14 protein-coding genes are annotated in these 15,916 nt (G+C 43.8%); 2 read left to right on the plus strand and 12 right to left on the minus strand.

Annotation, left to right across the window (positions count from 1 at the left end; genetic code table 11):
• Positions 1 to 252 precede the first annotated feature (252 nt).
• The 8 genes from pckA to WCM76_15480 all read right to left on the minus strand — a co-directional run bounded on the left by pckA (position 253) and on the right by WCM76_15480 (position 11,264).
• Entirely contained in the window at positions 253 to 1,902 is a 1,650-nt protein-coding gene (gene pckA, locus WCM76_15445) for a phosphoenolpyruvate carboxykinase (ATP) (GenBank protein ID MEI6767025.1), read from the minus strand.
• A 275-nt stretch (positions 1,903 to 2,177) separates the two neighbouring features.
• Positions 2,178 to 3,107, minus strand: a complete 930-nt coding sequence (locus WCM76_15450) for an alpha/beta hydrolase (GenBank protein ID MEI6767026.1) — start codon at positions 3,105 to 3,107, stop codon at positions 2,178 to 2,180.
• Positions 3,108 to 3,263: 156 nt separating this feature from the next.
• Complete coding sequence (locus tag WCM76_15455) at positions 3,264 to 3,749, minus strand: hypothetical protein (protein ID MEI6767027.1); 486 nt, start codon at positions 3,747 to 3,749, stop codon at positions 3,264 to 3,266.
• 444 nt (positions 3,750 to 4,193) lie between these two features.
• A complete protein-coding gene (ppdK, locus tag WCM76_15460) occupies positions 4,194 to 6,968 on the minus strand; it encodes a pyruvate, phosphate dikinase (GenBank protein ID MEI6767028.1) in 2,775 nt (924 codons plus the stop codon).
• A gap of 165 nt (positions 6,969 to 7,133) precedes the next feature.
• Complete coding sequence (locus WCM76_15465; protein MEI6767029.1) at positions 7,134 to 8,177, minus strand: DUF4476 domain-containing protein; 1,044 nt, start codon at positions 8,175 to 8,177, stop codon at positions 7,134 to 7,136.
• Positions 8,178 to 8,204: 27 nt separating this feature from the next.
• On the minus strand, positions 8,205 to 9,509 hold the full coding sequence (locus WCM76_15470; protein MEI6767030.1) for a hypothetical protein: 1,305 nt from the start codon (positions 9,507 to 9,509) through the stop codon (positions 8,205 to 8,207).
• 32 nt (positions 9,510 to 9,541) lie between these two features.
• On the minus strand, positions 9,542 to 10,606 hold the full coding sequence (locus WCM76_15475; protein ID MEI6767031.1) for a hypothetical protein: 1,065 nt from the start codon (positions 10,604 to 10,606) through the stop codon (positions 9,542 to 9,544).
• Between the two features lie 76 nt (positions 10,607 to 10,682).
• Positions 10,683 to 11,264 carry a TetR/AcrR family transcriptional regulator gene (locus WCM76_15480; protein ID MEI6767032.1) on the minus strand — a complete coding sequence of 194 codons (582 nt, stop codon included), beginning with the start codon at positions 11,262 to 11,264 and terminating at the stop codon, positions 10,683 to 10,685.
• Between the two features lie 225 nt (positions 11,265 to 11,489).
• On the opposite strand from WCM76_15480, the gene WCM76_15485 reads away from it, so the two are divergent.
• Positions 11,490 to 11,849, plus strand: a complete 360-nt coding sequence (locus WCM76_15485) for a GIY-YIG nuclease family protein (GenBank protein MEI6767033.1) — start codon at positions 11,490 to 11,492, stop codon at positions 11,847 to 11,849.
• 102 nt (positions 11,850 to 11,951) lie between these two features.
• Entirely contained in the window at positions 11,952 to 13,271 is a 1,320-nt protein-coding gene (locus tag WCM76_15490) for a bifunctional lysine ketoglutarate reductase /saccharopine dehydrogenase family protein (GenBank protein ID MEI6767034.1), read from the plus strand.
• Here the strand turns inward: WCM76_15490 and WCM76_15495 are convergent.
• From WCM76_15495 to rpsT, 4 genes are all read right to left on the minus strand, one after another.
• Positions 13,266 to 13,619, minus strand: coding sequence for a MerR family transcriptional regulator (locus WCM76_15495; GenBank protein MEI6767035.1), 354 nt, complete (start codon positions 13,617 to 13,619; stop codon positions 13,266 to 13,268). The two genes, WCM76_15490 and WCM76_15495, sit on opposite strands and share 6 nt — an antisense overlap.
• Positions 13,612 to 14,688: a butyrate kinase gene (gene buk / locus WCM76_15500; GenBank protein ID MEI6767036.1), complete on the minus strand. Its 1,077-nt coding sequence runs from the start codon at positions 14,686 to 14,688 to the stop codon at positions 13,612 to 13,614. The genes WCM76_15495 and buk overlap by 8 nt, the downstream gene beginning before the upstream one ends.
• Before the next feature lie 92 nt (positions 14,689 to 14,780).
• The gene (gene radC, locus WCM76_15505) at positions 14,781 to 15,479 is read right to left on the minus strand and encodes a DNA repair protein RadC (protein ID MEI6767037.1); all 699 of its coding nucleotides are present in this window, start codon (positions 15,477 to 15,479) and stop codon (positions 14,781 to 14,783) included.
• Between the two features lie 96 nt (positions 15,480 to 15,575).
• Positions 15,576 to 15,830, minus strand: a complete 255-nt coding sequence (rpsT, locus tag WCM76_15510; protein MEI6767038.1) for a 30S ribosomal protein S20 — start codon at positions 15,828 to 15,830, stop codon at positions 15,576 to 15,578.
• Positions 15,831 to 15,916: the final 86 nt, after the last annotated feature.

Consider the following 15,916-nt stretch of genomic DNA (forward strand, 5'->3'; position numbering starts at 1 on the left):
TGACGGATCGTGAGTCGTGAGTTGAGGCGAAGCCGAAATCCGTCTCCTGACGGATCGTGAGTCGTGAGTTGAGGCGAAGCCGAAATCCGTCTCCTGACGGATTGTAAGTCGCCTGTCCGCCTTTGGCGGATCGAAACGCCGAAACGCGTGCAATGTACCCTTCGATCTGCCGGTGGGCGGACTCAGGGTACGGATTCTTATAAAAAAAAAGCCGCCCTTGTGAGGCAGCTCTTATTATTTGACAAATTGCTTTTAGATTTTCGGACCGGCCGATTCCAGCCTTTTGCCTTCGTCGTTATCGGTAAAATTCTTGAAATTGTCGATGAAGCGCTGTGCCAGCTTGCGTGCTGATTCGTCCCATTGGGTAGGATCTGCCCATAGGTTGCGCGGGTTGAGAATTTTACTGTCCACATTCTTCACTGCTTTGGGAATGCTGACATTCAGCAATGGCAGTTCTTCAAATTCTTCATTGGCAAGTGTTCCTTCGAGTATTGCGTCAATAATAGCGCGTGTTGAAGGAATGTCAATACGTTTTCCAACACCATAAGGACCGCCTATCCAGCCGGTATTCACTAAAAATGCCGATGAGCCGTGAGCCATCATTTTCTTTGCCAGTTCCTGTGCATATACGGTAGGATGCAGCAGCAGGAACGCAGCGCCGAAACATGATGAGAACGTAGGTGTTGGCTCAACAATGCCGCGTTCGGTACCGGCAACCTTAGCTGTATATCCGCTCAGGAAGTGATACATGGTTTGGTCGTAATTGAGTTTTGCAACCGGCGGGAACACGCCAAAAGCGTCGGCCGTAAGGAAAATGATATTCTTCGGATGCCCGCCGCGCGATACCGGTTTCACTATATTATCGATATGATAAATGGGATACGAAGCACGGGTGTTCTCGGTCTTGGACCCATCGGCGTAATCAATTTTGCCTGTTTTTTCATCAAAAACGATGTTCTCGAGGATGGCATCACGCTTAATGGCGTTGTAAATATCTGGTTCATTCTCTTTACTCAGGTTGATGGTTTTTGCATAGCATCCGCCTTCGAAATTGAAGATGCCGTCGTCGTCCCAGCCGTGTTCATCGTCGCCAATCAGCAGGCGTTTGGGGTCGGCAGAAAGGGTGGTTTTTCCGGTTCCCGAAAGGCCGAAGAAAATAGCGGTATCGCCATCCTTACCCATATTGGCAGAGCAATGCATAGAAGCAATGCCGCGCAAAGGCAGAAAATAATTCATGATGGAGAACATGCCTTTTTTCATCTCGCCGCCATACCATGTACCGCCCACAACAGCCATACGGTCTTTGATATTGAAGGTTCCGAATACCTCGCTGTTCAAACCCTGTTCTTTCCAGTCAGGGTTGGTTGCTTTGCAGGCATGGAGCAGTACGAAATCGGGTTCAAAGTCCTTGAGTTCTTCTTCAGTAGGTCTGATGAACATATTCTTTACAAAATGCGAAGCCCATGCAATTTCGGTAATCACGCGAATCTTCAGACGGGTGTTGGCATTGGTACCGCAGAATGCGTCGGTAACATAGAGTTTTTTGCCGCTGAGCTGTTTCTGTGAGATACCCAAAAGGTGCTTCCACACTTCTTCCGAAACGGGTTTGTTGTCGGAACCTTTGCGGTTAGGACCTGCCCACCATATATTCTTTTCCGATTCGCTTTCTTTAACGATGTATTTATCTTTGGGCGAACGGCCGGTGAACACTCCGGTATCAACGGCAATAGCGCCGGTTTCGGTAACAAAGCAACGCTCATATCCTTCAAGGTTGGCGCTTGTTTCGTGTTTAAACAATTCATCGTATGAAAGGTTGCGGTACACCTCTTTGGCGTCCGTAATTCCGTACCTGGTCAGGTCAAGGCATTTATTGTCCTTTTTATCATTGCAGCAGCATCCCATGGCTAATATTTTTTAGGTGATTTATGGCTCAAAACTACAATATTTTTTAATCCGTTATTCATTTAACAGTATTAAAGATTTGTTAGTTTATGAAATGTGGGCGACCGTTGAAGATTTGCTTCAGAAAATGGTGGGACAATTATCAATTAACAATTAATAATTATTAATTATTAGTGGTTTACAGAATAATTACATTCATTCATGGGATTATGGACACTATATTTTTCCAGTCGACTTCCGGAAAGAAATACACAGAGAGTTCACAGGTATTCTGATTAGCTTATTATATCAAGATGCTTCCGAACAAAAATCACAATTTCGTCCATCGCTTCTGTAGCTTCGCGAAACATGGGAGCCATTAAAGGGTAGCAGTGTATCATGCCCGGTCCCGCTCTGAAAACTATTTCTACTCCGGCTTCTTTTGCTTTACGGGCAAATTTTTCACCGTCGTCATACAGTTCATCATTAACGGCAGAATTCAATAAAATGGGAGGCAATCCTGAAAGGTTGGCGAACAATGGTGAGATAAGAGGTTCGGCAGGCTCATGTTCACCACAATAATAGTTGCTGAAAACCGTCCATGAGTTTAGAGGCGCAGGCGACACTTTATTCTTGGTGTGATACGATTCGCTTGAGCAGGTAAGGTCGGTCCATGGTGAGATGGAAACGGCGGCAGCAGGCATGCCGGTCTTTCTGTCTTTCAGCGCAATCAGCAGCGCCAAACACAGACCGCCGCCGGCAGATTCGCCTGCGACAATGATATTTTCAGGGGCATACCCGAATGCATGCAACCATTCCCATATTTTAACAGAATCGTCCACAGCAGCCGGAAATGGATACTCCGGCGCTAACCGGTATTCGTATATAAGGCAGGTAACACCGGTATTTTTTGCGAATTTAGATACGAATGCCCGGTGGTCGTTGCAGGAGCCGGAGACATAGCCACCACCGTGGACGTAGAGAATCAGCTTTGAGGAATCCGCCCCATCAGGCAGCAGCCATTCGGCTTTCATTCCCTCAATCGTCTCGGTTTTTACAGTAATGCCATGAGGAATTTTTGCGTAGCGGTTTGCCCCTTTCTCACAGCGGTCTCTGAACCCCTGAATGGAACTGTTGAAAGTGAATACTTCTTTTTTAAATTCACCACGCAACAGATAGGCATGCCTGACGAAAAAATTGAACATCCTGCTTTTGAAACTTCTCATGATTTCCAAAATATGAAAGGTCTGACCGACCTATTTCTTTTCAATTAATTTACAAAATTAGTGAAAAGATAAATGGTGGAAAAATGGTTATACCTGATGATGAAATTCAATAGTGCTAAGCGCAGCCATAGCTGCATGCTGCATTTGATGCTGTTCTCAATACGTTTTGCTGTCAAAATACAACGTATAATCCATGGGCAATTTGGGTATGCTGTAAAAAACTAAATGGGTGCCCTCGCTTTCCAAATATTTTTTCCTGGCAGATTTAATGACCGCAGTCACAATTACCTTCTTTATATCGTTATTGATGCAAATGCTTACCCCCATTACGTCATCATAGGCGTCAGCAGAAGTATAGATTCGTCCAACAACGGTTCGTGTCGAAAAATCTACATTTATCCCGCCTGAATACAACAAGCAGCTAAAAGCAGAATCACTGTCAATTCTTGCCTGTATGAAGGGATTGAAATTATTATTGCTGTCAGGCGGTCTTGGGAAAATGGCTCCAAGGTCAATTTTATCGTCAACGCAATCATACCCTTCAGGGCATTTTAGCAACTTTTTCTCTTTATTACAGGAGAGCATAGTAAAGAGAATTACGATCACCAGTACTGTCAGTTTATAATATCTTTTTCTTTTCATAATTTTTACGAAATATTGAGGTGAATCAACAGTCTGTATAACTCATATAAACATTTCGCCACCGAAAGATATAAAATTATTTTATATGTATACTGCTTCATTGAAGAAATTTCCTGTTCTATTGAAGCAGTTCCCGCATCTTTATAAATACCCGTATTATCTGGATATTTACCATTATAGCCCTGTCGCTTTTTAAAACGCTTGATAACATGGCAACACCTTGTTCAGTAAATACCAACGGCGGTTTGCGCAAGCCCATTTTCTCCCGATTGGATATCACATTTTGTGATATCCAATTTCCTAATGAGCATTTCCCCTTCTTCAGCAAACCACACGCTGCTTTCAGCTTTCACCTTTTAGCTTCCCTCAATACACATCAATAAAAAAAGGAACAGCGAAATAAATCACTGTTCCTTTTTTCGTATTACTGATTACCCTGAAAAATTATTTTTTCTTGGCAACTTTTTTAGCAACTTTGGGTTTGCCTGCATTTTTTTCTTTGATGACAGCCTGAGCTGCAGCAAGACGTGCAATGGGCACCCTGAACGGAGAGCAGCTCACATAGCTGAATCCGAGTTTATGGCAGAACTCAACCGATGAAGGCTCGCCGCCATGCTCACCGCAAATACCTATTTTCAGGTCTTTGTTGGTTGAACGGCCTTTGCGAACAGCAATTTCCATCAGCTGACCAATACCTTCCTGGTCAAGTACGTTGAACGGGTCAACAGGGAGAATTTTCTTGTCGACATATTCGCCTAAGAAACCACCTGCATCGTCGCGTGAGAAACCAAATCCCATCTGGGTAAGGTCGTTGGTTCCGAATGAGAAGAATTTAGCGTGTTCCGCAATTTTATCGGCGGTAAGCGCTGCCCTCGGAATCTCAATCATGGTACCGAGCATATGAGGAATTTCTTTCATTTTGAATTTGGCAAGAACTTCAGCATATACTTTATTGATGATTTCGTACTGGTGCTTCAGCTCTGTTGCTGCACAGGTAACAGGAATCATGATTTCGGGGAAGGGTTTTTTCTTGTCTTTCAGGAGTTCGGCAGCAGCTTCGAAGATAGCGCGTACCTGCATCTCGGTAATTTCAGGATAGGTGATACCCAGACGAACACCGCGGTGTCCCATCATAGGGTTATTTTCGTGAAGTGCATCTGCCCTTTTGTTGAATTCAGCAGGAGATACCTTCAGTGCTTTTGCAAGTTTATTACGCTCGTCGATATTCTGGGGAACGAATTCGTGCAAAGGAGGATCGAGTGTGCGGAATGTTACGGGCAGTCCGTCCATAGCAGCCATGGTTCCTTTAACATCACTTTTCACAAACGGGAACAGTTCGTCAAGCGCTGCACGGCGTTCTTTCTCACCTTCGGAAGCAATCATTTTACGAAGTATGAACAGCGGTTTCTCGGCGTTCTTTCCGTAGAACATATGCTCGGTGCGGAACAGACCGATACCTTCGGCGCCAAATGCTCTTGCTTTTGCAGCATCTTCGGCAGTTTCAGCGTTTGTTCTTACTTTGAGTTTACGAATTTCGTCGCAAAGTTTCATGAATTTCACGTAATACGGATTCTTGGTATCAGGATCCATCATGGTGATAGAACCTTCATAGATGTAGCCTTTGCTTCCGTTAAGAGAAATCCAGTCACCTTCTTTGAGAACGAGTTTACCAACGGTGATGGTTTTTTTCTGAGCGTCAATCTGAAGCAGACCGGCACCAACGATACAGCATTTGCCCCATCCGCGAGCAACGAGTGCCGCGTGACTGGTCATTCCGCCTCTTCCGGTAAGGATGGCTTTAGCAGCCCTCATGCCTTCGATATCTTCGGGATTGGTTTCTTCTCTGACAAGGATAACTTTCTTGCCTTTTTTCTCCCATGCCACTGCGTCAACAGAGTTGAACACAATCTGACCACTTGCGCCACCGGGGCCTGCAGGTAATCCTTTTGCAAAAGGTTTCATCTTGAGTTCTGCCCTTGGGTCGATGATTGGGAGCAGCAGTTCATTCAGCTGATCGGGCTCAACCCTGATTACAGCTTCTTCTTTATTGATGAGTTTTTCTTCGAGCATATCAATAGCCATTCTCACAGCGGCGGGGCCGTTGCGTTTTCCAACGCGGCACTGCAGCATATAAAGACGGCCTTCCTGAATAGTGAACTCAACGTCGAGCATATTGCGGTAATGCTTTTCGAGTGTGCGCTGAATTTTATGAAGTTCTTTGTAAACGGCAGGCATCGCTTTTTCCATGGAAGAAAGATGTCTGTTATGTTCGCTTTTACCAACTTCATTGATGGGGTTCGGTGTGCGGATACCGGCAACCACGTCTTCGCCCTGAGCGTTTGATAACCATTCGCCGTAAAAATAATTTTCGCCTGTAGCGGGATTACGTGTAAAAGCTACACCTGTAGCTGAACTCTCGCCCATGTTACCAAATACCATTGACTGAACGGTAACGGCTGTTCCCCATGCGTCGGGAATACCTTCGATACGGCGGTATGAGATGGCACGTTTGCCCATCCAGCTCTGGAAAACAGCGCTGATAGCGCCCCAAAGCTGTTCCATAGCATCTTCCGGGAAGGCTTTACCAAGTACTTCTTTAACTTTCTTTTTGTAGATATCAACAAGTTCTTTCAGGTCATCGGAGCTGAGTTCGGTCTCGCCTTTAACGCCGCGTTTCACAATCATTTTGTGAAGTTCCTGCTCCAGCTGTACGCGAACACCTTTGCCTTCTTTAGGCTCGATTCCGGCAGCTTTTTCCATAACCACATCAGAGTACATCTGAATGAGGCGGCGCTGTGAATCATAAACAAAACGGGGGTTCTTTGTTTTTTTGATGAGGGCTTCGCGGGTAACGTCATTCAGACCAACGTTCAGCACTGTTTCCATCATACCGGGCATTGATGCACGAGCACCTGAGCGAACAGAAACCAGGATTGGGTTTGTTTTGTCGCCAAATTTGCCGCCCATTTCTGCTTCCATTTTTTTAAGGGATTCTGCAAGCTGTGTTTTGAGTTCAGCAGGGTATTTACCCTTGTTGTCGTAGTAGAGTGTACATACTTCGGTTGAAATAGTAAAACCGGCAGGTACCGGTAATCCAATGTTCACCATTTCGGCAAGGTTAGCACCTTTGCCACCAAGAAGATTTTTCATCTCGGCAGTACCGTCAGATTTTTTTCCACCGAAAAAAAACACGTACTTTTTGATCTTTTCTTTTGCCATTTTGATAATTCCTTTAATTATAAGTGTTGTTTATCTAAGTTAAAGACTTGAATTTTTTTCAATTCCGTGCAAATTTATAATAAATATCGAGGCGAAGACTCAATAACTCAATAAAAAAGCCACCCTTTTGGGGCAGCTTTTCTAATTTCTTTTTAACAGTGATATCTATCGCTTCTGAGTATTCAGAAACTCGTTCAATTCGTCAATCGTACTTTCGAATGAAAATGCATCATTTACCTTGAAATAATTGCCCTGATCATAGGTGTACGGGTAGGCAAATTTGGCAAACTGAAGTCGGGTATCTTCAAAGCTGAAAAGCAACATCACTTCTTTTACCTGTGCGGCTGTAATGCAGTTTGCACCAACAATTTGCTTGGCTACCGTCAGTTTTGAATCTTCAAATGTTTTGGATGTGATGGATTTTTTGGCCGCATCAAAATCGGTACCGGCCATAGGCCACGCGCAGCCAATTTTTCCGTTGTAGCCGGGCATTACATAATGATCGGCCTTTACAGGTTCGGTTTGCCTTGTTTGATTTTGAGGCTGAGTCTGATTTTGTGTCTGGGTTTGTGTTTGCGCAGCACCGCCCGTTGTTGTAGTAGTAACAGTGGTCGTTGTTTTTGTCTGAGTTCCGTTAGCACCTATTCCTGTTCCGATTGACATATTATCTCCGGTTGCAGGGTCAACGATATTGATGCTGATGCCGCCGTTGCCGCCGGTATTCTGCGTACCGTCAACTGTTGTGGTTGTGGTCTGCGTCTGGGTTTTTGTGCCGTTTCTGTTATCATTATTTCCGGCAGGTTGTGTTGTTGGAGTCTGCGCATCGGTAAGCGTAAGCTGTGTTGAAAACTGACCTGTGGGCGTAGTGGCTTCTCCTGCACTTGACATGTTCATGACATAAACGCCTTTACGATTTTTCTGAATAATATACGTGATGTCCCAGAATTTGCCGTCGGCATCTTTTGTATAAACCGTTTTATCTACCGATGCCAGTTTTTCGTCTTCAAAAATCACTTTTACTTTATAGTTAGGTGCTTCGAGACCGGTAACTTTAACGTTTGTCTGTGCGATGGCATTTTGTTTGATACCGTTTACGATAACCCAGAATTTTTCTCCTTCTTTGCTGAATACGGTAACACTTGCCTGCTGCGCTATCGTCTGTAAAGCAAATACGGCAATAAAAAACACGAGAATTAAAACACGTTTCATAGCTGTTGTTGTTATTAGATGATTGAATTATTTCTTTTTGGTTGAGGCAGGTTTAGGTGTGGTCTTGGGTTTGGTCTGAGTTCCTTTGCCTGCCGGCTTTGGAGTAGCAGTTCCTTTGCCCTGATCGGCCGCGGGTTTTGTTTCTGTGCCTGTACCGGCATTTTTCTGCTGTTCCTGCAACTCGGGAACCACGACATTTTGCGGTGCAAAGTTAATCTGGCGTCCGTAAATAAAACGGACATCAAGCACTTTCGCTTTCAGCGCTTCAATCTGATCGGCATAGTCCAGAATTTTATCCGCCAGTTCGTCGGGTTTCTTTTTGAACGTACAGTTAAGCTTCGTGAAATTCTCCATTGAAACGATTTCCATATCGCCTCCAAAATCGTTATCTGCCTTGAGCTTGGTGCGAAGGTCGCGGAAATCGCGATAAGTACCGCAACTGTAAAATCTCAGTTCATATGGAGTTCCGTTGTTCACCCAGGTGCCGATATATGAATTGAATACCGACATCAGCGTGTCCAGATTATTTTTAAGAGCATCGGCTATTCCTGCCTGTATGCCGCCCGACTGGCTGCTTTTGTAAGGACTTTCAAGAACTACGGTGCCCAGACCTTCGGCAGTACAATTGTCATACGCTTTTACTTCTATGGTTACTTTGGTTGAGGTGCGGGTATCGAACGCTTCGCTTTTTGTGGTCAGACCAATCTTTTTTATAAAGATGATGAATTGTGCGTCGGCTTTGAATCCCAGTGTCTGGACATACGTTTCTTCGGGAGTATCACCGGTTTGCATAATGCCTTGCGCTTCTTTCTTAAGCTGATCGAAACGGCTTTTATCTATGTAGCGGATTTTCTTCCCCGAAAGGTATTCATTCACGCGTTCTATGGCATATTCATAATTGTCGGCTTCTTCGGTTTTCACGTTGCGAGCATCATACATCACCATAAAACGAATCCCGCCCACTGATTTTGCCAGCAGGTTGATATCGGCCTTAAGAGGTACCATGCTCACTTTCGCTTTCACGGTTACCTCATATCGATCCGGAAAAGGAGTTTCTTTTGTTACAGTGTATGAAGTGATGTATCCTGATGTACGCGATGATACCGCATCCTGAATCACCACAAAATTCTCCACTTTTGTTTCAGAAGTGAGTGCCACGCCTGCTGCCTGAGAAACAGCATTGCGCAGGGCATCCTGAAGTGCATCATCGCGTTTGAGGCCCATCCCTTTCGCTTCAACTTCGGTGTCTTGCGCTACGACTACGCTTAAGGTACAACAAATAAAAACGGCAACAAACAGTGTTGATATAATTGCTTTGCTGAACTGTTTCATAACTTTTGTGATTTATAATTTATACCAAAATACTAAAGGATTGCGAGAACGAATTTCAAAACGTCCCCAACAGTGGAAACAACTTTGGTAAGCTTTGTCCAATCGAATTTTTTGGAGTTTTTATTGTCGATTACAATTTTACCATCTTTAGAACTCAGCACATCAATAACTGCAGTGCCTTTATCAAATCCGGCGAGATTGAACACATCCTTGGTGGTTTGTAATATCTGCGGAAACTGACCTGTATTCGGATCATAGAGCGTTGAGAGGTCGAGCAGGATATTGCCCTGTTCGTCGGCTACCACAGGAAACATGGCGGGGTCGTATGTTTTACCGTTGAAATTAAACGCCAGTCCTTCGGGAACAATGCTTTGAGTCCCGCTTTTATCAGCAGCGCCTTTACCTGTTTGCTGTGCATCTTTGCCACCGGCAGCACTCTTTTCAGTAATCTGAACCTGCCCGTTGCCTTTTCCTGATGCAGGCAATTGATTGTAAACAATGGGTGCAAGGCCGTCTTTAGCATAGATAGGAATTCGCATCGTTACCTCAATCATTCCGTCTTTTTCAATGGGTTCACCCACCTGCTGCGCGCCTTTCACCAGACCATCAACGCGTGTATAAACATAATCGCTGGTGGCAATCATATCCTGAACGATGGTTTCACTGGTTACATTGACCCCGTTGATAATCTCAAGAAGGTTGCGCTGAGCAATTACGATGGCGCCACGGATGGCCATGGCACGAGCCTGCGCCGGTAATTTGAAACGTTCGTTATCTACTACCGACGAACCGCGTGCCTCAATATACTGTGCACTCCAGTTGATATCGCCGTTTTGTTTTTGTTCAATGACAGGTGTTGAATTTTTTGAAACTTCAGTAAGTGTAAATTCCGTTTTTCCTTTTCCGGCATTAACAGGGGTTTTATCAACCGTTTTGGTTCCGCCTTTATTATCTTTGATTGCGGTTCCTTTGCCTTTATTGGTTTTGTCGGTGGTTTTGGTTTGTGTTCCCTTGCCCGATTTATTAACCTGAGCACTGAGACTTACCGAAAAGGCCATAAAAATGACCATCAATGAGTAAATGAAGGCTTTTCTCATAATTGAAGTTTTGTTGTTGTAAAAATACGAAAATTTCTCAGCGCCGATTTCATAAATCGTGCCAATTAAAAATGTCTTAGGTGAGGAGATTGTCTTTCAAAAACTCTCTGAACACAAACAACGCTCTGCAGTTACCGCTGGCCGTCATACGCACTACGGCACCTTCCCATGCATAAAGGATAACTTCCGACAGCTTCTCCACATCGCGTGATTTCGGGATTTCACCGGCACGGATGGCTTCAACGATACAATTTCTGTGAGCCAGTTTAATTTTCTCAAAAAGATCGTTCGTTTTTTTTCTTACTTCATCAGAATTTTCGCCAATTTCCTGTCCGATTTTTCCGGTAAAATTTCCGTAATAAAATTTCCCTTTGTTAATGTAGTAATCAATATAATCGGAGTAAAGCTTAACGATACGCTGAATCGGTGACACACTTTTATCTGTGAGAACTTTATTGATACGTGCAATAAAAATATTGGAGTAATAATCCATTACTTCCAGCGCAAGACCTTCCTTACTTTCAAAATAGTAATAAAATGATCCTCGCGGGATACCCGCATTTTGAATAATCGAATCCAGTGATGTACCGGCGTAACCGTTCTTGTAAAACAGGCGGAACGCTTCTTTCACTATCGTCTTTTTCTTATTTTGTTCCATACTGCAAAACTACAACAAATTGCCAAAATATACTATGAAATGTCCTGATTTATAATATTTAACAAATTATTCACATGGATATATCGCATTAAGTAAGGACAAACGTCAATATCAGTATAAATTAGGGTAAAATAAATTGAATTTTTGAATGCAATTCAAAGCGAACCGTATATTTCATAAGTTTGCAATGGAATCTGAAACCACTATTTAAACACGAATATGCTCATGAAAACCCGGAAGGAACTAAAAGAGGAATACAAGCAAATGAAGTTCAAAATGGGCGTATTCCAAATTAAGAACGGTGCAAATGGTAAGGTTTTTATAGGTCACAGCACCGATCTTACAGCAATATGGCACGCTCAAAAATTGCAGCTGAATAATGGAATGCATGCAAACAGCGAGCTGCAAAATGACTGGAGGGAATTTGGCGCCGATAATTTTGTGTACGAGATTCTTGAAGAGCTCAAACAGGAAGACGACAGTACGTTGGATATAAATAAAGAGCTTAAAGCACTTGAAGAAATAGTCATCGAAGCGATACAGCCTTTTGATGATAAGGGATACAACAGAAGAAGTTATAGGTAATAGGTAATAAGTAAAAAGATACGTTTTAAGCAGTGGATTGAAGATATGTATGATTTGGCCGGATAAACCGTTTAAGAATAAAACTATTTAAGTAATAACACCATGAGCAATTTTATTGGCATAAGACACGAAGACAAATACCTGATGGAGCGCCGCGCACCGCTCACACCAAAGCATGTAGCTTGGCTCATCCACCACCATAAACTTGATTTCATCATTCAGTCTTCCGATAAGCGCGTTTTTAAAGAAGAAGAATACACCAAAGCAGGAGCAAAGATTCATAAGGACCTGAAAAAATGCTCGGTAATATTTGGCGTGAAAGAAATTCCGCTGCATGCGTTCGAAGCCGATAAAACCTATATTTTCTTTTCGCACGTTATCAAAGGTCAGCCATACAATATGCCCATGCTCAGGCGTATGATGGAATTAAAATGCAACCTGATAGATTACGAACGCATCATTGACGAACAGGGAAAACGCCTTATCTTTTTCGGTCGCTACGCCGGACTTGCAGGCATGATCAATACCATGTGGGCACTCGGCATGCGCTTAAAAGAACATGGCTACGATTCCAAATTGCTTAAGATAAAACAGGCTCATCATTATCATTCGCTGAAAGAAGCGCGCGAAGATATTATGGCCGTTGGTCAGTTGATTGCCGAAAAAGGCATTCCCGAAGATTTGGTTCCATTCACCGTTGGCTTCACCGGATACGGCAATGTTTCCATCGGCGCACAGGAAATTCTCGGGTTATTGCCCGTAAAAGAAATATCACCCGAAAAGCTGCTGCATCTGAAAAGCAGGCACCAACTGCCCAATAATCTCATCTATAAAGTTATTTTTAAGGAAGAAGATCTTGCTGAACCCATTGATTCTACGAAGGAATTTGACCTTCAGGATTATTATGCGAACCCTCAGGATTACAAAGGAAAATTTGAGAAATACATTCCGCATCTGTCGGTACTTATGAATTGCATGTACTGGGATCCTCGTTATCCGCGCATTGTAACTAAAGATTATCTCGAAAAGCTTTACACCAAAGGAAATCCCAAACTGAAGATAATCGGCGACATTACCTGCGACCCCGATGGATCAGTGGAATGCACCCACAAAGGAACGTATATTGAAGATCCGTTGTTCGTCTATAATCCGTTCACACGTGAGCCAACTATGGGACACCGCGGCGAAGGGCTGCTGATAATGGCCGTTGATATCCTGCCAAGCGAACTTCCGCGTGATTCATCAAATGGTTTTGCCGATGTGCTGGTGAATTTTGTGAAGCCCATAGCCAACGCCGACTATGAACTGAAATTTGAGGAGCTCGATTTGCCGCGCTCGGTTAAAAAAGGACTGATACTGCATAAAGGAGAGCTGACCCCCGAGTACACATACCTTCAGCAGTACCTCGACGAAGTACTATAGTTCGCTCTTGATTTCATTCAGAAAATCTTTGATTTTTTGAAGTGATTTTACAATTTCCATACTGCCCGCAACCTCAACTTTGTTGCCTTTCAGCTTTTCTTTAGCGCCCTGAAGTGTATAGCCGCGTTCTTTCACCAGATGAAATATGATGTGAAAATTATTTACATCATCGGGCGTGAACATACGGTTGCCCTTTTTATTCTTATGGGGTTTTATGATGTCGAATTCCTTTTCCCAGAATCGTATCAAAGAGGTATTCACGCCAAAGCGTGCCGCCACTTCGCCAATGCTGTAATATATTTTATCGGCATCTTTATCAATGATGCCGGGTATTTCAGTATTACTCATAATCTTTCGGTTCAATTTCTCCTGTAAGTACAAGGTATCCGTTAAATGCAAGCGCTTCCATCTCGTCTTCGCCCGGGAAGGTAATCACGGGTGCGATGTGCTGAACTCGTTCGCTGATTTCATCAATAATCATTTTGCCAAAAGCTATGCCTCCTGTAAGAAGAATGGCATCCACTTCTCCTTTAAGTACGGTGGCCATAGCGCCAATTTCTTTAGCCACCTGATACGCCATGGCCCGATAAACGAGTTCAGCTTTTGTATCGCCTTTCTCAATACGCTCTTCAATATCCACAGCATTGTTGGTTCCGAGATATGCAATGAGTCCGCCTTTGCCTTTTATTTTTTTCTTGATATCGTCATGCGTGAATTTTCCCGAGAAGCACAATTCAGCGAACTGCCCCATTGGAAGGCTTCCGGTGCGCTCGGGCGAGAAAGGTCCGTCGCCATTAAGTCCGTTATTCGTATCAATAATGCGTCCTTTGCAATGCGCACCAACAGATGTGCCCCCACCCATATGCGCAACAATTAAATTCATTTCTTCATATTTTTTACCATTCTCGCGCGCAAAGCGGCGTGCAACGGCTTTCTGATTCAGTGCATGCAGAAAACTGCGGCGAGGCAATTCGGGAAGTCCCGAAATACGGGCTATTTCTTCCATTTCATCGAGGCAGGTCGGATCAACAATGTAAGCGCCCACGCCCTTGCCGATTTCTTTCGCTATCTCATAAGCGATATAACCGCCAAGATTCGATTCGTGTTCGCCCATGGGATTCTTGATATCGCGAATCATTTTTTCATTTACCGTGTAAACGCCGCCTTCAACGGGTTTGAGCAATCCACCGCGACCCATTACCAGACTGATGGTGTCGAGCGGAATGCCGGCTTCGTTAAGTTGTTCAACAATAATATTTTTACGGAATTCGTATTGGTCAGCGATTTTTTCGAAATGCGCCAGCTCGTCCATTTCGTGTTTGATATTACGCAGATAATGGAGTTTATTATTTTCGTAAACAGCGATTTTGGTCGATGTTGAACCCGGATTTATTGCAAGAATGTAATAATTTGTCATGGGCAGGATGATTTCAAAAAGTTCCGGATAAAAATAATAAAATATTTTGGATGAAGATGGAAACAAACGTATTTCATCTAAAACGTCACACATCACATCATTCCTTCATCCGCAAAACTGAAAAAATTTTCTTCACCGCAAATCACATGATCAAGAACGGTGATGTCGAGCAGGGTACCCGCATCTTTCAATTTGCGCGTAAGCTTAATGTCGGCATCACTCGGCTGCACATTGCCGCTTGGATGATTATGGCATAATATCATGGAACAACAACCATGCTCTACCGCAGCCCTGAAAATCCGCCGCGGATCGGCAACGGTACCCGTCAGACCGCCTTCGCTGATGGGGATTTTTTTTATAATTTTATTGGAACGGCTGAGCAGCAGTACCCAAAACTCCTCATGCCCGATATCCGACAGGTTGCTTTGCATGAACTCAAACACATCACGGCTGGTAACAATGGCTTTGCGCTCCTCCACCTCTGCTTCGCGGCGACGACGACCTAACTCTAAGGCTGCTAGTATGGCTATTGCCTTTGCCTCTCCTACGCCTTTAAACGTGATGAGCTCGGCTAAAGAGAGTTTGCTAAGCCCAATCAGATTGCCATTCACCCGGTTTAAGATACGCCGCCCAAGTTCAACGGCACTTTCATTGCGGCTGCCCGAACGCAGCAACAGCGCCAGCAATTCGGCATCGCTCAAAGCAGATTTTCCTTTTGAAACTAATTTTTCGCGCGGACGGTCGTCCTCAGCCCATTCACGAATGGACAAGCGTGGCTCATCGTATTCCATAGACTCAATTTTTTAGAGCCAAGATACAAAAACGTTTGTTGCCGACAAAAAAAAAGCCACCCATAGAGGGTGGCTTTATCTCTTCAAAGAAGTGAATTACTTCAGTTTGGTAATCATTTTGGAAAGACCGGACTTGAGGTTCGCAGCCTTGTTTTTGTGAATGATGGCTTTTCCTGCCAGCTTGTCAATCATAGAAACAATGCCTGAAAGCTTTTCACCTGCCTCGGTTTTTTCTTTAATGGACCTGAACTTTTTCAGAGCATTACGCATGGTTTTCGCATAATAACGGTTGCGAATTCTGCGAACTTCATTCTGCCTGATCCTTTTTAAAGCTGATTTGTGGTTTGCCATTTTATTAATCTCCTGATTACTTATAATTTATGTAGTCCGTAGGGGAATCGAACCCCTGTTACCAGGATGAAAACCTGGCGTCCTAA

The organism is Bacteroidota bacterium, assembly GCA_037133915.1.
Taxonomy (GTDB): domain Bacteria; phylum Bacteroidota; class Bacteroidia; order Bacteroidales; family CAIWKO01; genus JBAXND01.